This is a genomic window from Pontibacterium sinense, assembly GCF_015209595.1.
Lineage (GTDB): Bacteria > Pseudomonadota > Gammaproteobacteria > Pseudomonadales > Balneatricaceae > Pontibacterium > Pontibacterium sinense.
Window position 1 is genome coordinate 219,885 of sequence record NZ_JADEYS010000001.1, and the last position, 20,587, is coordinate 240,471.

The 20,587-nt window shown below is 52.0% G+C and carries 18 protein-coding genes; 8 read left to right on the plus strand and 10 right to left on the minus strand.

The window, feature by feature from the left end; all coding sequences use genetic code 11:
- Window positions 1-49 precede the first annotated feature (49 nt).
- The 4 genes from IOQ59_RS01015 to IOQ59_RS01030 all read left to right on the plus strand — a co-directional run bounded on the left by IOQ59_RS01015 (window position 50) and on the right by IOQ59_RS01030 (window position 3,006).
- Complete coding sequence (locus tag IOQ59_RS01015; protein WP_193951390.1) at window positions 50-1,267, plus strand: MFS transporter; 1,218 nt, start codon at window positions 50-52, stop codon at window positions 1,265-1,267.
- Between the two features lie 134 nt (window positions 1,268-1,401).
- Entirely contained in the window at window positions 1,402-2,064 is a 663-nt protein-coding gene (locus IOQ59_RS01020; RefSeq protein WP_193951391.1) for a fumarylacetoacetate hydrolase family protein, read from the plus strand.
- Between the two features lie 86 nt (window positions 2,065-2,150).
- Window positions 2,151-2,564 carry a CopD family protein gene (locus tag IOQ59_RS01025; protein ID WP_193951392.1) on the plus strand — a complete coding sequence of 138 codons (414 nt, stop codon included), beginning with the start codon at window positions 2,151-2,153 and terminating at the stop codon, window positions 2,562-2,564.
- Between the two features lie 16 nt (window positions 2,565-2,580).
- The gene (locus IOQ59_RS01030) at window positions 2,581-3,006 is read left to right on the plus strand and encodes a FliG C-terminal domain-containing protein (RefSeq protein ID WP_193951393.1); all 426 of its coding nucleotides are present in this window, start codon (window positions 2,581-2,583) and stop codon (window positions 3,004-3,006) included.
- A 12-nt stretch (window positions 3,007-3,018) separates the two neighbouring features.
- Here IOQ59_RS01030 and IOQ59_RS01035 read toward each other — a convergent pair whose 3' ends face one another.
- The 9 genes from IOQ59_RS01035 to IOQ59_RS01075 form a co-directional block, all read right to left on the minus strand.
- The gene (locus tag IOQ59_RS01035) at window positions 3,019-3,642 is read right to left on the minus strand and encodes a ubiquinone biosynthesis accessory factor UbiJ (protein WP_193951394.1); all 624 of its coding nucleotides are present in this window, start codon (window positions 3,640-3,642) and stop codon (window positions 3,019-3,021) included.
- A gap of 21 nt (window positions 3,643-3,663) precedes the next feature.
- Window positions 3,664-4,422: a bifunctional demethylmenaquinone methyltransferase/2-methoxy-6-polyprenyl-1,4-benzoquinol methylase UbiE gene (ubiE, locus tag IOQ59_RS01040; protein WP_193951395.1), complete on the minus strand. Its 759-nt coding sequence runs from the start codon at window positions 4,420-4,422 to the stop codon at window positions 3,664-3,666.
- A 94-nt stretch (window positions 4,423-4,516) separates the two neighbouring features.
- The gene (locus IOQ59_RS01045; protein ID WP_193951396.1) at window positions 4,517-4,891 is read right to left on the minus strand and encodes a gamma-butyrobetaine hydroxylase family protein; all 375 of its coding nucleotides are present in this window, start codon (window positions 4,889-4,891) and stop codon (window positions 4,517-4,519) included.
- A 153-nt stretch (window positions 4,892-5,044) separates the two neighbouring features.
- Window positions 5,045-6,385, minus strand: coding sequence for an ATP-dependent protease ATPase subunit HslU (gene hslU / locus IOQ59_RS01050; protein WP_193951397.1), 1,341 nt, complete (start codon window positions 6,383-6,385; stop codon window positions 5,045-5,047).
- A gap of 18 nt (window positions 6,386-6,403) precedes the next feature.
- Complete coding sequence (gene hslV, locus IOQ59_RS01055; RefSeq protein WP_193951398.1) at window positions 6,404-6,934, minus strand: ATP-dependent protease subunit HslV; 531 nt, start codon at window positions 6,932-6,934, stop codon at window positions 6,404-6,406.
- 126 nt (window positions 6,935-7,060) lie between these two features.
- Entirely contained in the window at window positions 7,061-7,726 is a 666-nt protein-coding gene (locus tag IOQ59_RS01060; RefSeq protein WP_193951399.1) for an SPOR domain-containing protein, read from the minus strand.
- Window positions 7,727-7,728: 2 nt separating this feature from the next.
- Complete coding sequence (gene argS / locus IOQ59_RS01065) at window positions 7,729-9,495, minus strand: arginine--tRNA ligase (protein WP_193951400.1); 1,767 nt, start codon at window positions 9,493-9,495, stop codon at window positions 7,729-7,731.
- Window positions 9,496-9,688: 193 nt separating this feature from the next.
- Window positions 9,689-11,668 (minus strand): HAMP domain-containing methyl-accepting chemotaxis protein, encoded by a 1,980-nt coding sequence (locus IOQ59_RS01070; RefSeq protein WP_193951401.1) that lies wholly within the window; start codon window positions 11,666-11,668, stop codon window positions 9,689-9,691.
- Between the two features lie 140 nt (window positions 11,669-11,808).
- Window positions 11,809-14,016, minus strand: a complete 2,208-nt coding sequence (locus tag IOQ59_RS01075) for a primosomal protein N' (RefSeq protein WP_193951402.1) — start codon at window positions 14,014-14,016, stop codon at window positions 11,809-11,811.
- A gap of 223 nt (window positions 14,017-14,239) precedes the next feature.
- Between IOQ59_RS01075 and rpmE the strand changes: the two genes are divergently transcribed.
- The 3 genes from rpmE (at window position 14,240) to IOQ59_RS01090 (ending at window position 16,642) form a co-directional block, all read left to right on the plus strand.
- Entirely contained in the window at window positions 14,240-14,455 is a 216-nt protein-coding gene (rpmE, locus tag IOQ59_RS01080) for a 50S ribosomal protein L31 (protein ID WP_193951403.1), read from the plus strand.
- A gap of 48 nt (window positions 14,456-14,503) precedes the next feature.
- Window positions 14,504-15,259 carry a thermonuclease family protein gene (locus IOQ59_RS01085; RefSeq protein ID WP_193951404.1) on the plus strand — a complete coding sequence of 252 codons (756 nt, stop codon included), beginning with the start codon at window positions 14,504-14,506 and terminating at the stop codon, window positions 15,257-15,259.
- Between the two features lie 117 nt (window positions 15,260-15,376).
- Window positions 15,377-16,642: a malic enzyme-like NAD(P)-binding protein gene (locus IOQ59_RS01090; protein ID WP_193951405.1), complete on the plus strand. Its 1,266-nt coding sequence runs from the start codon at window positions 15,377-15,379 to the stop codon at window positions 16,640-16,642.
- Between the two features lie 138 nt (window positions 16,643-16,780).
- On the opposite strand, the gene IOQ59_RS01095 is transcribed toward IOQ59_RS01090, so the two are convergent.
- Entirely contained in the window at window positions 16,781-19,240 is a 2,460-nt protein-coding gene (locus tag IOQ59_RS01095; RefSeq protein WP_193951406.1) for a penicillin-binding protein 1A, read from the minus strand.
- A gap of 288 nt (window positions 19,241-19,528) precedes the next feature.
- Here IOQ59_RS01095 and pilM point away from each other — a divergent pair, with 288 nt between their 5' ends.
- The gene (gene pilM, locus IOQ59_RS01100; RefSeq protein ID WP_193951407.1) at window positions 19,529-20,587 is read left to right on the plus strand and encodes a type IV pilus assembly protein PilM; all 1,059 of its coding nucleotides are present in this window, start codon (window positions 19,529-19,531) and stop codon (window positions 20,585-20,587) included.

Consider the following 20,587-nt stretch of genomic DNA (forward strand, 5'->3'; position numbering starts at 1 on the left):
ATGATTCCTTAGGCGTTGCTAATCTTCCGGACTGAATCTGGGAGGTTTTATGACAGCGACAGCGCATTCATCTGATATCGAAACTGGCAGTGCGCTGTTCTGGCGCGCGACGCTGGCACTGTGTCTGGGCTCCTATACGATTTTTGCCAACCTCTATCTGACCCAGCCGTTGTTACCGATGCTGGCGCAGGACTTTAACGTCAGTGCGCTGGAGGCAGGCTGGAGTTTTACCGTTTCGACACTCACGTTGGGGTTGTCGCTGCTGGTGTATGGGCCTTTATCAGATGCGATTGGACGCAAGTGGCTGATGATTTTGAGTATTGGTGGGACCAGCCTGATCACGTTATTACTCTCGCAGACGCAGGATTACAGCACGTTGCTCTGGTTACGGGGTATTCAAGGCTTTTTGATGGGCGGACTTCCGGCGATCGCCATCGCGTATATGGGGGATGAATTCAGTAGAAAAGCACTGATGGTGGCGGTGGGGATCTATATCAGTGGTAACACTCTGGGTGGGATCAGTGGCCGTTTGATTGGTGGTTTTGTGGGGGACTGGCTGGGTTGGTCGGATGCATTTCTGGCGATGACGCTGGTCAGTGTGGTGTGTTTGACTGCCTTTGCGCTGTTGCTACCAAACTCCCGCCAGTTTAAAGCCAAGCCGCTGCACCCGGTTGCCATGGGATGGGATCTGTTAGGCCACTTGCGTAATCCTCTGTTGCTGGCCGCGTATCTGATTGGTGGCTTTAACTTCTTTATCTTTATCAATCAGTACAGTTACATCACTTTTGTGTTGTCGGATACGCCCTATAACCTTCCTGCATCGTTGTTGGGTATGTTATTCCTTACTTACCTGACAGGTACGATTGGTTCGGCATTCTCAGGCAAGATTGCTCAGTATTTGCCACAGCCGCTCGTTATCGCGCTGGGCATCGGTGTGCTGATTCTGGGCTCGCTGGTGACTTTGTCGTCTGATTTGTGGGCGATCATTGCGGGCTTTTTGCTGAATAGCTTTGGGTTCTTTCTGGCGCATTCATCCGCCAGCAGCTGGGTCAGTCGGGCAGCGCCCCATGCCCGTGCCAGTGCCAACTCTCTTTATCTGGTGTTCTACTATCTGGGAGCAAGCTGCGGTGGCTTTTATCTTGACCCGTTCTGGCAGTGGGCCGGTTGGCATGGCATCGTGGTTGGGTCTTTACTGGTGCTGAGTTGTACCTTGCTAGCTGCACTCTGGTTGTATCAGCAGGATAAACGACAGTTACAGTTTTCCTGATCCTGTGTTTTATAAAGTGATAGCGCCCGCGACTGGCTCTCAGCGCGGGCTTTTGTCGTTAACCGGAGTTTGCAACTTTTACCGGAAGCAACAGCAAGCTAAGATGGCGCAGCTGAACAGAGAGGGGAGGCACTATGCAATACACGCACCGAATGAAGGATAGTACTGAGATCGATCTGCCACTGGGTAAAGTGGTTTGTGTGGGGCGTAACTACGCTGATCATGCTGCTGAGTTGAACAACCCGATTCCGACTGAGCCGATGTTGTTTATCAAACCGGCGAGCAGTGTTGTGGCGCTGGAAGAACCGTTTGTGGTACCGCAGGGATTAGGCTCTGTGCATTTTGAAACGGAGATGACGATCCTGATCGGCGAACGTTTACAGCATGCGGATCTGAGCGCGGCGAAAGCAGCGATTGCTGGTGTGGGTTTGGGCTTGGATCTGACATTGCGTGATTTGCAGGATGAACTCAAGAAGAAGGGACATCCGTGGGAGAAGGCGAAAGCCTTTGATGGAGCGTGTCCGCTGTCTGTATTTGTACAACCCGAGCAGGTGGCTGACCTTCAGGATCAGCAAATACGGTTGATCGTGAACGGCGAGCAGAGACAGAACGGTAACAGCAGCCAGATGCTCAATCAGGTGTTGCCACTGATCAGTTATATCAGTGCCTTCTTTACGCTGGAGCCGGGGGATGTGGTGCTGACGGGTACGCCGGCAGGTGTGGGTCCTGTAGTACCGGGTGATGAGTTACTGGTGGAACTGGCCGATCTGCTGAGTGTGAAGACGAGCGCTCGATAAGTTTCAGCGTAGTATCGTGATACGAAATATCAGAGCGGGCTTCAAAACCCTCTGAATCCAAGGACTTTAGTGAGGAACAGAAATCGATGTTGTGGATAAAAACCTTTCACATTCTGGCAATGACCAGCTGGATGGCGGGTATCTTCTATCTGCCACGTATCTTTGTACATTACGTGGAAGGACGTGAAGCAGGACAGGACGTTGCACGGCTGGAGATCATGGCGAAGAAGCTGTACGGCTTTATGACCATTATGGCGGTGTTTACGCTGGGTCTTGGCCTTTGGCTCTGGCTGGGGTTTGGCTTTGGCGGCGGTTGGCTGCATGCCAAGCTGACCTTTGTGGTGTTGCTGATTGGCTATCATCACTGGTGCAAAGCGTATCTGAAAAAGATGCAGGCAGGTGCACTCGATCGCAGCGGGCGTTATTTCCGTCTGTTTAACGAACTGCCATTGCTGATCTTTATCCCTATCCTGATCTTTGTCGTGGTGAAGCCGTTCTGATCGGCTGGATATGACATTGTCTATCAAACCCGGCTGGCAGCGGCTCGCGTCGATGCTGGCGGGGATGTCTCCAGCCGACTCCGATGCGATGATCGTGCAGATTCGTCATGATGACCCGGCTCTCGCCGATTGGCTGATAGAGCAGCGCTTTTCCTTCACTGATCTGATTGCTCTGGCTCCGGTTCAGCTGGCGCGGCTCCTGGCTGAGGTTTCGGATAGCGATCTGATACTGGCTCTGCGTGGATTAGACACGCAACAGCAGCAGGCGTTGCTTATAGGGATATCAAAGGGGCGGGCGGCCAACATCCAGGCTGAGCTGTCTGTCATGACGCCGGTACCAAAGCGAAATGTTGAAGCGGCACAGCAGCGTACTATTGATCGGGCGAAGAGATTGGAAGTAGAAGGCCGGCTCACCTTAACGGATGAGCCGATGCTGGATTGAGCGACGGGTGACTCAGTTACTATGCAGCGCGTGTTGCAGTTGCTGAATACGTGCTTCAATACGTTCGACTGAATCACGCGTCTGATCAACGTTCTTCAGAAAGTTATCCACTTCCGGACGGCTCGGCAACATACGGGCTTCTTCCGTCAGGTATTCTTCGAGGTTGTGGATAAAACTGCTGCCCGTGCGTTTGTAACTGCTGGCTTTCCAGTTCAGGAAGTTCGTCAGCTGGTGGGCGGGCAGATCACCGATGATATCTCCCAATGCGCCTTCCCAGTCGATCTGAGTATCGGCCAGAATCTCTTGAAAACGGTTGGCTAAGCCACTGTCGCCTGTCACGATAATCCCTTTACCAAACATCGCCTCGGCAGAGTCTTTGCTGGTCAGCAATTTGCTGAAATCAGTGGGGCCTCCGCTCAGGATGACATCCGCATCGTCTTCAATATGGGATTGAAGTTGCAAGCCGGTGCAGTTGGGTAGGATATAGAGTGTGATCGCCGGCAGCGTAAGCTGGATAGCGATCACTTTACCGCTGAGTTTACCCAGCCGCTCAAGCGTGACTTCGTCCCGCTGCAGCAGGCTATTGACCGCTTCTTCTGCGACGGTAAAAGCAGTGGCGTTGAGCAGCTCAATCATCGTTGTGATCCTGAGTAATCTTTAAGGTTTGATGCCCGTATGCAGGGCAACGATACCACCGGTCATATTCTGGTATTTACACGAGGTCAGGCCCGCGGTTTCCATCATCCCTTTCAGAGTATCCTGATCCGGGTGCATGCGAATGGATTCTGCCAGATATTTATAGCTTTCTGCGTCTCCGGCAATCATCTGACCCATCTGAGGCAGAATGTTGAAGGAGTAAAAATCATACAGCTTGGTCAGCACCGGATTGTCAGTTTTGGAGAACTCCAATACCATCAGCTTTCCGCCGGGCTTCAGAACACGGGCCATGGAGGCCAGTGCCTGATCTTTGTAAGTGACGTTTCGCAGACCAAACGCGATGGTAATGACATCGAAGGTGTTGTCCGGGAACGGCAGGCTTTGTGCGTTGGCCTGCACAAACTCAACGTTGCCGGTAATGCCGCGGTCATAGAGACGGTCACGGCCGACTTTCAGCATGGAATCGTTAATATCCGCCAATACGACTTTGCCCGTGGGGCCGACCAGACGTGAAAAACGCATGGTCAGATCACCGGTACCGCCTGCAATATCCAGTACCGTACCGCCGGCCCGTACGCCGCTTTGCTCGATGGTCAAACGCTTCCAGATGCGGTGAACACCACCGGACATCAGGTCATTCATCACATCGTATTTAGCCGCCACACTGTGGAACACATCAGCGACTTTTTTCTGCTTCTCATTCACATCGACAGTATCGTAGCCAAAGTGAGTGGTCTGGTCTTTGTTTTGGTCGGTCATGATTCTGGATATCGCTTAACGATTAAATTGCACGCATTGTACCGGCACGGTTCGAATTTGTCCCTAACCGGTATCAAGTCCGCTGCTAGGTTCCTTAGCCGCGGGCGATCATGCCGTCATTACGGCTGGCCCCGGCGTCTTGCAGTTGTTGCAGATAATCTTGCCAGTGCTGATCATGATTCTGGCAAAGATCCAGCAAGTATTCCCAGGTGAACAGACCGCTGTCGTGCCCGTCGTCAAAGATGATTTTGAGGGCGTAGTTTCCGGCGGGCTGGATGCCCTTGATACCAACCAGCTGTTTGCCGGTTTGTAATACGCCATTGCCGATGCCATGGCCACGGACTTCGGCGGAGGGCGAATGTACACGTAGGTACTCGGCGGTCAATTCATAGTTGATGTCGCCATAGATTAGCTCAAGAGTGCGGGACTTTTTGTGTAGCCGGATATCGGTCGGAAGCGTGTGGCTCATTGGAGGACCTCAAAACAGGTGTCTTCAATACGATGCGCTAACTGTGTTGAAGACGGCAAAAAATAAAAAGGGCGTATCTCAGATCACCGTTGAACAGACTGTGTTCAGCGACTTCTTAAGTATACGCCCTTAGTGTGTAACGGATGATCCGCTTTACAGAATGTAGTGGCTCAGATCTTCGTCCTGGCTCAGCTCATCTAAGTATTTGTTCACAAATGGTTTATCCACAGTGATGGTTTGACCGGCCAAATCTGATGCGTTAAACGACAGTTCTTCCAGCAAACGTTCCATCATCGTGTGCAAGCGGCGCGCACCGATGTTTTCGGTTTGCTCGTTGACCTGGAATGCCAGCTCAGCGATACGGTGTATACCTTCTTCAGTAAACGTCAGATCGACGCCTTCCGTTTTCAGCAACGCCTGATATTGCTCTGTCAGAGAAGCATTAGGCTCGGTCAGGATACGGCGGAAATCTTCCGGTGTCAGGGCGCTCAGCTCCACACGAATCGGCAGTCGGCCCTGAAGCTCTGGGATCAGATCCGATGGACGTGCCAGATGGAACGCTCCGGACGCGATAAACAGGATATGGTCCGTTTTGACCATGCCGTACTTAGTGCTAACCGTGCAACCTTCAATCAGAGGCAGCAGGTCGCGCTGTACGCCTTCACGGGATACATCACCACCGGTATTTTCGGTACGTTTGCAGACCTTATCGATCTCGTCGAGGAAGACGATACCGTTCTGCTCCACAACATCAACTGCCTGCTGCTTAAGTTCATCCTCTTTGACCATGCCTGCAGCTTCTTCATCCGTCAGCATCTTGAAGGCTTCTTTCACCTTCAGGCGACGGTTCTGCTTGCGCTGGTTGCCCATGCCGGAGAACATGTTCTGCAGCTGGCTGGTCATCTCTTCCATGCCCGGAGGTGCCATGATCTCAACACCGACCTGAGGCTGAGCGACTTCGATATCGATCTCTTTGTCATCCAGCTGACCTTCACGCAGTTTCTTGCGGAAAATCTGGCGTGTGGCGCTGTCCGTGCGGGAGGTTTCAGCCGGTTCGTTGCTGAATCCGGTATCACGCGCCGGTGGCAGCAATGCATCCAGAATGCGCTCTTCAGCGGCTTCTTCTGCGCGGAAGCGAACCTTTTCCATCTCGGTTTCGCGCAGCATTTTGATCGCCATATCCACCAGATCGCGGATGATGGTTTCAACATCACGTCCCACGTAACCGACTTCGGTGAACTTTGTGGCTTCGATTTTGATAAACGGTGCGTTGGCCAGTTTTGCCAGACGACGGGCAATCTCGGTTTTACCGACCCCGGTAGGACCGATCATCAGAATATTCTTGGGTGTTACTTCTACACGCAGCTCTTCATTCAGCTGCATGCGGCGCCAGCGGTTGCGTAAGGCGTTCGCCACGGAGCGTTTAGCTTCATCCTGGCCGACAATGTGGCGATCCAGTTCGTGTACGATTTCGCGAGGGGTCATATTAGACATTAAAAACTCCCGTTGGAATCAGGCTACTGAATCCAGCTCTTCGATGGTCAGGTTGTCGTTGGTAAACACACAGATGCCTGCGGCGATCTGTAGGCTTTTTTCTACAATGTCGCTGGCAGCCAGCTCGGTGTTGTCAGTCAGTGCACGGGCCGCAGCGAGTGCAAAGTTACCGCCAGAACCGATGGCAATCACGCCATCTTCCGGTTCGATCACATCACCGCTGCCGGAGATCAGATACGTTTTCTCTTCGTTGGCTACCAGCATCAGCGCTTCCAGGCGGCGCAGCACTCGGTCGCTACGCCATTCGCGCGCCAGATGGATAACCGCATTGACGATGTTACCCTGATGTTTGTCCAGCTGCTGTTCGAACAGATCACGCAGAGTGATGGCATCAGCAGTTGAACCTGCAAAACCGGTAATCACGTCATGTTTTGGCAGACGATTAACCTTCTTCGCGCTGCCTTTCATCACGGTGTTGCCCAGGGATACCTGACCATCACCGCCTACAACAACTTTGTCACCGCGGCGTACTGAAACAATGGTAGTCATGAAGCACTGAACCTTTTATGGATAGATGTAGTTTATCGAATGACTTAGATATGGATGCGTGCGGGGCTTTTTCAAGGGCTGCCCTGCAAGGTTCGACCAAAGCAGGGCATTTTAAAGCGAATGAGATCAGTTGGCTTTGATCTTAAGCGGGAAGATGTTCTGTTTTGCCAGCTTGTTGGTGGCGTCTCTCAGGTCCGAGCGATTTTTAAAAGGGCCGGTACGCACACGGTACCAGATACCGCCGTTACCGCTGGCCGTTTTTTCACTGCGCACGTTTGGCAGTCCCAGCAATATCAACTGGGCGCGCATCCGATCAGCATCAGCCGGATTACGGAAAGATCCCGCTTGCAACAGGTACTGGGTGACGTTGACCGCGTTGCGAGGTGTGGACTTATAAACCGTAGGGTCGGACGTCGTTACCTCGCTTTTGGGCAGCATCTGATAAAACTCGAAGCGTTTTTCATCCTTAGAAGCAGTGTCCGGTTTGGGCGGTTTTGCCGCCACCGTTTTAGGCTTTTCGGATTTCTTCTCTTCGGTTTTAGGTTTAGGAGCGGGTTTGCTGACAGTCGTCACTGTACCCGTGTTCCCAGGTTTTACCTGTATCAGACTGTACAGAAGATAGCCCAGCGCGCCAGACATCAGCACCGTGACCAGCAGCAATTTTAGCGGGAAGGGCTTTTTGCTCTTCGCTGCCGGTTGCTGCTTGCGTGGCGCTGCGGGTTTTTTGCCGCTGCTGCGGGTGGCGGTTTTGCCATTCCGCTTTTTAGAGGCAAAGTCTTTGCGCGCTGCCATGCTTACATGTGCTCCGGTGCGCTAACGCCGAGCAGCTGCAGGCCGTTAGAGATCACCTGACGCGAGGCTTCACTCAGCGTGAGGCGAGCATTACGCAGTTCTGCATCGTCAATCAACATCTTCTGCGCGTTGTAATATGTATGGAAATCGCTTGCCAGCTCTTTCAGGTAATTTGCCAGCATGTGAGGCTCGTGAGAAAGACCGGCATTTTTCAGGACATCCGGGTACTTGGACAGCTTGGTGATCAGGTCTTTTTCGTGTTCGGTTTCCAGACGTGACAGTGCTGCGAGGCCCGCAGCCTTATCCCAGGACCAGCCCGCTTCGTCCAGCTTGCGCATGACAGAACATACACGGGCATGGGCGTACTGAATGTAGTAAACCGGATTGTCCTTGGATTCTGACTTCGCCAGCTCCAGATCGAAGTCCATGTGCTGTTCCGCTTTGCGGGTCACATAGAAGAAACGACAGGCATCGCTGCCAACTTCGTCACGCAGTTCGCGCAGGGTCACAAAAGAGCCGGAGCGCGTGGACATCTGTACGCGTTCTTCGCCACGGTACAAGATGGCAAACTGAACCAGACGGACCACCAGACGCTCTGGATCATAGCCCAGTGCCTGAATGGCGGCTTTTACACGGGTGATGTAACCGTGGTGATCGGCGCCCCAGATGTTGATAACTTTGTCGTAGCCACGTTCAAACTTATTCATGTGGTACGCGATATCGGAGGCAAAGTAGGTTGTCTGACCGTTAGCGCGTTTCACGACGCGGTCTTTGTCATCGCCGAATTCGGTGGAACGGAACCAGAAGTTACCGTCGGTTTCATCTTTATAGATGAATCCTTTCTCGGTCAGGGTTTCCAGCGCACGATCGACATCACCGGTGCTGGTCAGGGAGCGTTCGGAGAACCATGTCTGGTAGTTCACACCGAACTCACCGAGGTCATCACGAATATCGGTCAGAATTGAATCCAGACCGGCGTCAAAAACGATACGGTAATCATCTTCACCCAACAAAGCGTTTGCACGCTCGATCAGGGCATCGATATGGACCTCTTTGTCACCGCCGAACGGCTCATCATCAGGAATATCTGCAAAGACATCTGCAACCGGACGGCTCAGGCGATCGCCTTCTTTCGCTTGCAGCTCGGCAGCGATATCGTGGACGTAAGCGCCTTTGTAACCGTTGCTTGGGAAGGTGAGTTCCTGACCGCATTTCTCCAAATAGCGCAGCCATACACTGGTAGCCAGAATGTTCATCTGACGACCGGCGTCGTTGACGTAATATTCACGATCTACGTTCACGCCAGCGGCTTCCAGCAAATCAGATACAGTTGCACCGTAGGCTGCACCGCGACCATGACCTACGTGCAGTGGGCCGGTTGGGTTTGCAGAGACAAACTCGACCTGAACTTTTTCATCACTCTTTTTCTCGACCAGACCAAAGCTTTGGCCCTGCGTCAGGATCTGTTCCACAACCGCAGCCGTGGATTCCTGATTCATAAAGAAGTTGATGAAACCGGGACCTGCGATTTCAGTGCGATCCAGCTGTGGCGATGCCGGCAGTGCATCAGTGATCATCTGAGCCAGCTCGCGTGGATTGCGCTTCGCCGCTTTCGCCAGTGTCAGGGACACGTTGGAGGCGAAGTCGCCGTGGCTCTTGTCACGGGTGTTTTCTACCATGATGCGCGGTTGCACATCTGCAGGCAGGACCCCGTTTTCCAGCAGTGAGTTCAGGGCAGACTGGATCAACTCTGCAATATGTTCTTTCATCAGCGTACAGATACCGGTTAACTGTTCAGGAAGGCAAAATGTCTCTATGCAGCAGGCGGCGTATTATGCGACCACACCACTGGACAGAGACACCTCAGGAAACCGGATATTATCCCTGTATCGCAAGGAATTGTTAAGCCCCAATACCGCGCTTGAGTGGTCTATTGCAGACCACTCATTCTAAGTGGCGGATTCAGACGGAAAAACGCCCTAATAAGCGTTGCTGTTGTTGGGCAAAATTGAGCAGTTCACTGCTGCCACTCGCCGCTTGATCAGCGCCTTGTGCCGTTTCTGCGGCCGCGCTGTTAATTTCAGTGAGTGTGCGGCTGACCTCTTCCACAGCGGAGGTCTGCTGTTGAGCCGCCTCGGCTATCTGCGTATTCAGCTCGCGGATGTAGGAGATGGCGTGGTTCATCGCATCCAAAGCTTCCTGTGAGGTGTTGGCGTGATCCACACATTGTTGCGCCTGTGTATAACTTTCATTCATCACAGTGACCACACGACGGATACTGGATTGCATGTTATCCACCATCGACTGGATCTCCTGTACCGAATTCTGGGTACGGCTTGCCAGCTCACGGACCTCATCAGCAACCACCGCAAATCCCCGGCCATGGTCACCGGCGCGTGCCGCTTCAATTGCCGCATTCAGGGCCAGCAAGTTGGTACGTTCGGCGATGTTCTCAATGGTGGTCAGGATGGATTCGATCTCGTTGCTGAAACCGGCCAGTTCCTGGCTCGCGCCTTTGGCCTGGTCGATACCACTGGCCTGTGTTTCTATACTGGTCAGGGTATTGGATACCTGCAGATTCACGTTACGGGTGAGGTCTTCGCATTCACGGACAGCATCCAGCGTTGTGTTACTGTGGCTGGCCACTTCGGAAACACTGCTTTCCAGTTCGGTGGCGGCAGCGGCGGTGAGATCCAGCTGAGAGCTTTGCAGGCTCATCGACTGAGTGGCTTGCTGGCTGATGGACGCATTTTGTTGGGCGACGTCCGACAGGCGCACAGAGCCGGTTGATATCTGTTCGAGAATATCTTTCAGGCCCAGCGTTACTGCATTCAGCGACGTGCCTAAATCACCAAACTCATCCTTACGCTCCTGATCAAAGCTGACCCGGAGGTCGCCCTGTTGCAGCTGAGACAGGCGGTCACGAATTTCAGCTAGAGGTTTACGGAAGGTGTTGATGGTGAGCAGTGCGACGACCAGAGCAACCACAATAGAGCCTGCCATCAGACCAAGAATCAGTAGACGACTGAAACTGATGGTCTGATTAGCTTCGGTGCGCGCTAGTTCTGCATGGGCACGTGCATTGGTAATAAAACGGTCTACGGCTGCCCGGGAATCCTTGATCAGGGAAGCCGTCTGGGCCAGATCTCTATCCAGAGTATTACCCACGGCTACACGCTGACGGTAAAAGGCGACCAGGCCCGTATCGCCGTACAAGTTCAGTTCTAAGTCGTCGATCAGTGTGCCAATTTGTGTCGCTTTCTTCTCAAGTGCGACAAACTCATTGTGGGAGGTTCGCAGCTCTCCCTGAGTCTCTTTTAATGCTGAATTGAGAGTGGATAAGTCGCGTGAACGCATGTAATTGATCAGCTGAAACTTGTGCGCGCTCAGGGCTCGGGTCATCAGGCGTGCTTTAATCATGCCATCGAAATTTTCACCTTTGCTCAGAAAGCGCTGGCTCCATGATGTCAGGGCATCACTCAGGCCTTGAAACTTAATTTGTGCTTCGACAATACGACGGTCGAGAATCAAACGTTGTTTTTGCTCTTTGATAACGTTTTTGGCGACCGTTGAGAATTGTTTGCTGAGCGTTTCTATCTGCTCAAAAGAGGCGCGTAACTCGGGATCGTTTTCCACGAGAGGACGCATCAGCTGCAGTTCCTGATTAAAGCGCTTAACCTCAGTTTCAAAGATCTTTCTTTGATCATTGAGATCTTTGGCATTCTGCTGAGCCAGCGCCTTAAATAGCGCTTGGTTGGCTTCCTGCAGATTTACCAGCTGCTCAAAACTGGCGGATAAGGTGGGCAACGCGTCTTCAGTGACGTTGTTTAGTTTTGCATAGATGTTGTTGTTGCTAAGCAGACCGCCGCTACCAACAACCGCAATAAATAGCACCATAACGGCGAAACCCAGAGCAATTTTCTGGGTAATACTCAGCCTCATAGCATCCCTCGTTCTCTTCTTATTCTACTTTTGGGTAGAGGCAAGCATAGTTACAGAATGGTCAAAATGTAAACCAAAGAATTAGGTATAACCCCGTATTTCTTTGTGAATCGACCAAAAGGCTTAGATTGTGTGTTGTGCTAGAAGGTATCAACGGGATCCACATCGATGGACCAGCGTACCTGGCGCGCTTCTTTTGTTTGCTCAAGATAGTGGGTCAGAGTATCCAGTAACTGGTGCAGGTGGCGGCGGTTGTTACCCTGAATTAGTAGTTGTGCTCGGTGCATCCCCGCCCGTTTTTCCATGGGGGATGGAAAAGGTCCCAGCCAACGTACGCCTTCTGGCATCAGAATATCCGTTTCCATCTGTTCTCTAATGGCGCGTAGAAACGCTTCGGCCCGGCCGCTGCCATTGGCTTCTGCACGGACTAACGCATAGTGAGTGAACGGTGGAAGCTGCGCGTTTTGACGCTGGATTAACTCTTGTTGAGCAAAGGCGTAATAACCCATCTGAACCAGGTGTTGCAGGGTAGGGTGATCCGCTTGGTTTGTCTGCATGACCACTGAACCCGGGTGGTCGGCGCGCCCCGCACGTCCCGCAACTTGCAGGATAAGCTGGGCGGTACGTTCCATACCTCGAAAATCAGCACTGAACAGGCCGCTGTCAGCATTAAGAATGGCAACAAGGGTGACTTTCGGGAAATGGTGACCTTTGGCGAGCATCTGGGTGCCCACCAGAATACAGGGCTCGCCTGAGTGGATCTGAGCCATCATTTTCGCCATCGCATCTTTGCGTTGGGTGGTATCACGGTCAATACGTAGCACTGGTGTATCAGGAAACAGTTTCTGCAGTGTATCTTCGGTGCGTTCGGTTCCCGCTCCAACAGGCTTGAGTTGGTCGCTGCCACAATTCCCGCAACGGGCGGGTATGGGGGTTTGCTTGTCACAATGGTGACAGTGCAGATGGGGTGGGGAGCGATGCAATGTCATGTTCGCATCACAGCGGTTGCAGTCTGCAATCCAGCCGCAATCGTGGCAGCTCAGGGTCGGGGAGAATCCGCGCCGATTGATAAAAACCAGTGCCTGTGTCCCTTTCTCGAGTGTCTGACCGATCTTTTTAATCAGCGGTGTGGATAAGCCCGATTGTAAGTGCGTATTGCGAGTGTCGAGTAACTCAAAGGAGGGCGCCTTGGCGTGGCCTGCTCGTTCAGTCACACGTACCCACTGATAGCGACCTTGTTGAGCATTGTGCAATGTCTCAAGTGAGGGGGTTGCACTGCCGAGCACCACAGGGATCTGCTCACGCTGTGCACGCAATACCGCAAGGTCCCGGGCAGAGTAGCGATAACCGTCCTGCTGCTTAAAGGACGCATCATGCTCCTCATCGACGACAATAATGCCGGGCGCCCGCATGGGTGTAAAAATGGCGGATCGGGTACCGATGATAATGCGGGCTTCGCCTTCCCGGGCATCCAGCCAGGCATCCAGACGTTGTCGATCGCTCATGTTGGAGTGGAGGGCCACTACCGGTACGTTAAAACGTTGTTTAAAGCGGGTCACAGTTTGTGGTGTGAGGCCGATTTCTGGCACTAGTACCAGTGCTTGCTTGCCTCGGCTGAGTTGCAGCTCTATTGCTTGTAGATAAATTTCGGTTTTGCCTGAACCGGTAACACCTTCCAGCAAAATGGGGGCGAAGCCATCACTACTGTTGATCTCTTCCAGCGCTGCGCTTTGTTGAGTATTGAGCGTCAACGGGGCTTCGTGTATCAGATTTTCGGTACGTTCCGAGTTGGCATGGTGCGGGTGATGAATAAAGCGCTCTGCCAGTGCTTTTTCTTCCAGCGGTTTGAGCAGTTCGGGCCGATAGCCTTCTGCCCGTATAGCATCGGTACTGATGCCCTGTGGATGCTTAATTAGCAACGCCAGCATCGCTTGCTGTTTCTTTGCCTGCTTGCCTGCATCTTCAGGCACAGCTCCGTCGCATGCACGCCATAAATGCTCGTGCGCATATTCACAGGCATTGCCCTTGCGCAGCATGACGGGCAGTGCTTGCGCCAGTGCATCGCCGATCGGATGTTGATAATAACTCGCGGCCCAGCGTGCCAGATCCAGCAGGTGGGCAGGTAACGGAGGGGTGTTGTCCAATACCTCCAGCGCCGCCTTTAGTTTATGGATAGGGAACTCAGAGTGATCGCTTACGTCCAATAGCATACCGATCAACTGGCGATTGCCAAAAGGCACGCGTATCCGGATGCCGGGTACTAATGTCTGTGGATCGATATCGGCGGGTGGCAGATAGTCGAATACCCGACGCATCGGGGTAGGCAGGGCGAGTCTGAGAACGACCATCGGATCTGTTTAACCTGAGTGTGAAAGAAGCGCTTTAGTGGAGGGCTAAGTCTAGGGGCTTTTCTGTCAAGAATAAACGGCCTGGATGATTGCGATGGTCAAGTAGTGTGCGTATAATCCGCGACCTATTCTCACGGCGTAGGCTTTTGCGTGCGCTAAAATAACCGGTGCGGTGCTTGGCAAAGTTGACCAAGTGGCGGCACGTCAATTGAGGTTTTTTACGATGAAAGCTGGAATCCACCCAGAATACAAAGAAATGTCTGCAACCTGCTCTTGCGGTAACGTAGTGAAAACTCGTTCTACTCTGGGTCAGGACATGCACCTGGACGTATGCTCCGCTTGCCACCCGTTCTACACTGGTAAGCAGAAAGAAGCGACTACTGGTGGCCGTGTTGACCGCTTCAACAAGCGTTTCGGTGCTCGCTCTCTTAAGAAGTAATCAATGCTTCGAGCAGCTTCAAGAAAAGCACTCCTCTGGAGTGCTTTTTTGTTTCTGGTCGTTACGCCGACATTTGCGGCGTGTCCCACACCGGATACTGTTCAAAAGATCCGTGTTGAAAAAGCCGTTGATGGCGATACTGTACGCTTGAGTTCGGGGCAGTCTGTCCGACTGATCGGTGTGAATACACCTGAAATGAATTATAAGCAGGGCAAGCCGGAAGCGGGTGCTCTGGCCGCAACACAGTTCGTTCGATCTCTCCTCTCTGACATTTCCTATATTCAACCCGGCATTCAATCCCGTGATCGGTATGGTCGTACGTTGGCACACCTGTTTTTGCATGATGGCCGTAGTCTGGAAGAAGTGTTGCTGAAGCGAGGGCTGGGCTATTACCTGGCGATTCCGCCGAACCTACAATTGCGAGATTGCTTGCGCGCAGCTGAACATGAGGCGCGAGAGCACGGTCTTGGTGTGTGGCGTGATGGTCGATGGCCTCAAAAAGCGACGGATCTCAAACCCGGAACGACGGGCTTTGTGATTTTGCGCGGACAGATTACGAAAGTGAGTCGTTCAAATAAAGCGTGGTATCTGGAACTCGATAACCGTATCGCGCTTAAGCTTGATGCCGATGTACTAGTGCTATTTGACGATAGCGGGCGGGCGCATATTCGACCTAAGTCCAGACTGGAAGTCCGGGGTTGGTTAATTGATCGCAGTCGCCATTCCTCGGTGAAGAAAAACCGCTACAAGCCTTTGTTTATCAATGTTTCCCATCCTGATCATCTGCAATTTTTGACCGACTAATCAAAAGGTCCAATTGTATAAATTTTGACTGGCAGGATAGGCCCACTGGTTGTGGGGATGTGGGCTTTTCTATATGATGCTGAGTTCGTCTTTTGTTAACTATTTGGAACAGCAGCCATGTCTCAAGATATGAAACAAGCCGCACTCGATTACCACGAGTTCCCGCGTCCGGGTAAGATCAGCGTAGAGTTGAGCACCTCCGCTGAATCTGCGCAAGACTTGGCATTGGCATACAGCCCTGGTGTGGCTGAGCCGGTGCGTGAAATCGCGAAGGATCCTGAATTAGCGTACCGTTACACTGCGAAGGGTAACCTGGTAGCGGTAATTACCAACGGTTCCGCGATCCTGGGTCTGGGCGACCTGGGTCCTCTGGCATCTAAGCCAGTTATGGAAGGTAAATCCTTGCTGTTCAAGAAGTTTGCCGGTCTGGATTCCATCGATATTGAAGTTGACGCTGAAAGCCCACAGGCTTTCATTGATACGGTTGCCCGTATCGCTGAAACTTTTGGTGGTATCAACCTGGAAGACATCAAAGCACCTGAGTGTTTTGAAATCGAGCGCGTTCTGATCGAGCGCTGCAACATCCCTGTATTCCATGATGATCAGCACGGTACGGCTATCGTAACGGCTGCTGGCATGATCAATGCTCTGGAAATTGCAGGTAAAGAACTGTCTGAAGCAAGCATTGTTTGCCTGGGCGCTGGTGCTGCGGCTAACGCATGCATGAAGCTGCTGGTGAACATGGGTGCGAAAGTAGAAAACATCTACATGCTTGACCGTAAGGGTGTGATCCACTCTGGTCGTGAAGAGCTGACGCCTGAGAAAGCGGCGTTCGCAACCGAAACTGATAAGCGTACTCTGGATGACGCGATTGACGGTGCTGATGTATTCGTTGGTCTGTCTGGTCCTGATCTGCTGTCTGCTGAGCAGCTGGCTAAAATGGCTCCAACTCCGGTTGTTTTCGCATGTGCGAACCCGGATCCAGAGATTCGTCCAGAGCTGGCTCACGCGACTCGTGATGACGTTATCATGGCAACTGGCCGTTCTGACTTCCCTAACCAGGTTAACAATGTACTGGGCTTCCCATTCATCTTCCGTGGTGCGATGGACGTTCGCGCGTCTGCAATCAACGAAGAGATGAAAGCGGCAGCGGTACGCGCTATTGCTGATCTGGCGAAAGAGCCTGTGCCTCAGGAAGTATTGGATGCGTACAAACTGGACTCTCTGGAGTTTGGTTCTTCGTACATCATTCCTAAGCCAACTGATACTCGCTTGTTGGGTGCTGTATCTGGTGCGGTTGCTCAGGCGGCAATCGATAGCGGTGTAGCGCGTCTGCCTCTGCCAGACCACTACCCACTGACGACTGCAGCTGACCTGAAGTAATCAGGACAGATATGCTTTGAAAAGCCCGGCTTCGGCCGGGCTTTTTTGTGCCTGTTGTTTTGCGTAATTCGCTTCTGTCTGTCTTCGGGCACAAAAAAGCCAGCACTCAGGCTGGCTTATGTTTGTTCACGTTCTGGGTCAGAAGATATCTTCTGTCTCGCTGCCGCCCTGTTGCTTGTCTGATTGAGCAGCCATCTCTGTTGGTGCATCATCTTCGCGGAAATACTCGAACAAAGCGTTGCTCTGCCCGGGAGTGGCAAGAAGTCCTGTCTTGGGGTCTATCTTGACGCTTACGATGCCTTCAGGGGGAACCGGCGCGCTCTCCGGTTGATCCTTCAGCGCAATGCGCATGTAGTCGATCCAGATTGGTAGCGCGGCAGTGCCACCAAACTCTCGGCGTCCCAGTGTTGCTGGTTGATCAAATCCGACCCAAACCGTCGTGGTCAGGTTGCGGTTGAAGCCAGAGAACCAAGCGTCTTTCTGATCATTTGTGGTACCTGTTTTCCCCGCCAAGTCGTTGCGTTTCAACACCAAAGCGCGTCGCGCCGTACCTCGTTTGATGACATCTTGCATCATGTTGTAGATCAGGTAGGAGGATTGTTTATCCACCTTACGTTCAGCCAATGGGAGCGAGGTGATTTGTTGGCCAGGCAATGTGACCACGGGAGGTTGTTCGGGATCGATGAACTGGCAGTCTTCACACACTGTGACCGGTTTCGCTTGGTAAATCAGATTGCCTTCGCTGTCTTCAATGCGTTCGATGAAGTGTGGAGAAACACGGTACCCGCCGTTTGCCAGTATTGCGTAACCCTGCACCACTTGCAGTGGGGTCATATCCGCACTGCCGAGAGATAGCGACAGATTATGTGGCAACTTGTCTTTGTCAAAACCAAAGTTTTCCAAATAGCTCAGTGTGTTTCTGATGCCAACCTGGCGCAGTATTCGGATAGACACGAGATTGCGGGATTTAAACAGTGCTTCACGCAGTCGGGTTGGACCGTAGAATTTCTTGCTGTAGTTTTCTGGACGCCAGTTGGATTCCAGTTGATCGTCATGGAATACCACGGGCGCATCATTGATCAGTGTTGCTGGCGTATAGCCGTTAGCCAGTGCAGCCGTGTAGATAAATGGCTTAATGTTGGAACCAGGCTGGCGGATCGCCTGAGTCACACGGTTGAACTTGTTGTGGTGGAAATTGAAACCACCTACCAGCGATACGATCGCGCCATCTTTAGGGTTGATGGAAATCAGGCCGCCCTGAACTGACGGCACTTGGGTTAAGTGCCATACCTGCTGAGGTGCTTCTGTTGCGGTATCTTTTGCTTTCTTTTTTGTTTTCTTCGCTTCCGCTGTGCGCAACTGAATACGGACCAGATCACCCAGTTTGAATGCATCGGCTGCTTTTTTCAGCTTGGCGCCCTGGCGGTTCGCTGATTTGTATTCGCGAGCCCAGCTAAGTTGCTCCCAGTTGATGGTGACGCGGTCTCCGGTCTTGCGTAGGACTTCGATATTTTTGTCTTGCAGGCTCACGACAACAGCTGGTTCTATATCGCTGACATTGCCAATCTTGTTCAATGTCTTAAGCAGGTTCTCTTCATCCTGTCGCTCAGCTTCGGAGAAGCTTTTTTCCGGTCCGCGGTAGCCGTGGCGCTCGGTGTAGGCCAGTAAGCCTTGTTGCAACGCGTGGTTTGCAGTGGTCTGAAGATCGCTTTTGACCGTTGTATAAACCCGGTAACCGTCGGTATAGAGTGATTCGCCGTACTCAGAAAAGAGTTTGCTGCGGACCATCTCGGCAATGTACTGCGCATCTACTTCAATGTCCGCTCCGTGGCGGTATGCGCTGAGCTCTTCTGTGCGGGCATCTTCATACTGCTGATCATCAATGAAGCTCAGCGTATGCATGCGTTTAAGAATCCAGTTGCGTCGTTCTAGTGCGCGTTTAGGGTTGGAGATTGGGTTGTTGGCTGAAGGCGCTTTAGGCAGACCGGCAATCATTGCGAGCTGTGCTATAGACAGCTCGCTGAGATCCTGACCGTAGTACACGTTTGCAGCAGCCTGAATACCGTAGGCCCGATGACCCAGAAAGATCTTGTTCACATAGAGTGCAAAAATCTCTTCTTTACTCAGCTCTTGTTCAATACGCAGGGACAGGAGTATCTCGCGAAACTTACGATCAAAGGTACGTTCGCGTGTCAGAAAGAAATTTTTCGCGAGCTGCATGGTGATGGTGGAGCCACCACTTTTGATTTTACCCGATGAAGCAAGCTGGTACGCAGCTCGGGCTAGCCCTTTGATATCGATGCCGTTGTGTTCGAAAAAACGGCTGTCTTCGGCGGCAAGCAGTGCATGAACGAAGTTGGTTGGGATCTGTTCGTAGCTGACGGGCGTGCGTTTGTTCTCACCGTATTCTGCAATCAGCTTTTCGTCTTTGCTGTAGATGCGTAACGGTGTCTGGAATTTGATGTCTCGCAGGGTGCCAACTTCGGGCAGATCCTTGGAAAAATGCTGATAAGCGACAAAGCCGCCAGCAGCGCCAAGCAGCGCAGCGACGACGCCGAATGCAAACAGGTACTTAAACAGTTTTTTTATGGCGCGCATGCTACTGTATTTTCAAGAAATTATATTATATGCCGCTTATTATACTGCTACTGGTGCATCACTCTACCGACAATTTGATTTATTTCAGTCAAATTGATTTTAAACTCATTTAACATGTAGGGTTCGCTGACCTTTTGCGTTACAGCAGGTATGCTAAGTATTCATACGAACGTTTGGCGCCAGTAGCGGCTTAGTCCTGAAATATGGACTACAGTTAGCGACGAATATCAGTGGTCTGATGGCGATAGTGCCGTTCAGGTGAATTTGGCAAGGATAAGGATTGACCTAGTGTTTGCTCTTTTTGGAAAAAAAGATGCTGGTCTGGTCGGGGTGGATATTGGTTCCTCCTTCGTCAAACTGGTTGCTCTTACTGATCATTCCGGCCAGTTTACGCTGGATGGTTATGCTGTGGTTCCTGTACCGCCTGCGGCTGTCATCGATGGCAATGTGCAAGATGTGGCGCAAGTTTCGGAAGCCGTCGAACGTGCGGCTAAAGTTGCCGGGACGAACCTGAAAAAGGTTGTTGTTGCTGTGCCCTCTTCCGCCGTTATCAGTAAATCCCTCACCATAAACGACTCTTTCACTGAAATTGAACTGGAAGAACAAGTCAAACTAGAAGCTGATCAATTTATCCCCTATCCGCTCGATGAGGTCGCTATAGACTTTGAGGTTAAGGGCGTATCTGAGCATAACGCTGACTTTAATGACATTCTGGTTGTTGCCTGCCGTCGCAGTGACGTAGAAATGCGTGAAGATGCAATCAACGGTGCGGGTCTTAAATGTGACGTGGTGGATGTTGATACCTATGCAGTCGAACGTGCATTTGCCCAGCTGGAAAATAATACCGATAGCGATGAACTGGTGGGGATCGTCGATGTGGGTGCGGCAACACTGACATTGAATGTTTTTCGCAATGGGCAGATTGTATACAACCGAGAGCAGGCGTTTGGTGGAAACGAGCTGACCAACAGTATCCATCAACATTACGGTATACCGCTGGGTGAAGTTGAACAGAAGCTTCGACAGGGTGAGCTAAATACTGAAATTCAGCAGTTATTTGTACTGCCATTTCGAGGCAATGTGGCACAACAGGTATCCCGAGCGTTGCAGTTCTTTTATTCGTCGGGCGTGCATAGTGAACTCAGCCGTCTCTATGTGATGGGTGGAACGGCGGCAATTGATGGTATTGCAGAACAGATCGAACAAGAGATCGGTGTAGCAACACTGACAGCGAATCCTTTTCAACAGATGAAAGTCAGCAGCAAAATCAGCAGTGAAAAATTGGCGGCGGACGCCTCTTCACTGGTGAAAGCATGCGGGTTGGCTATGCGTCCGGTTGGGGAATAA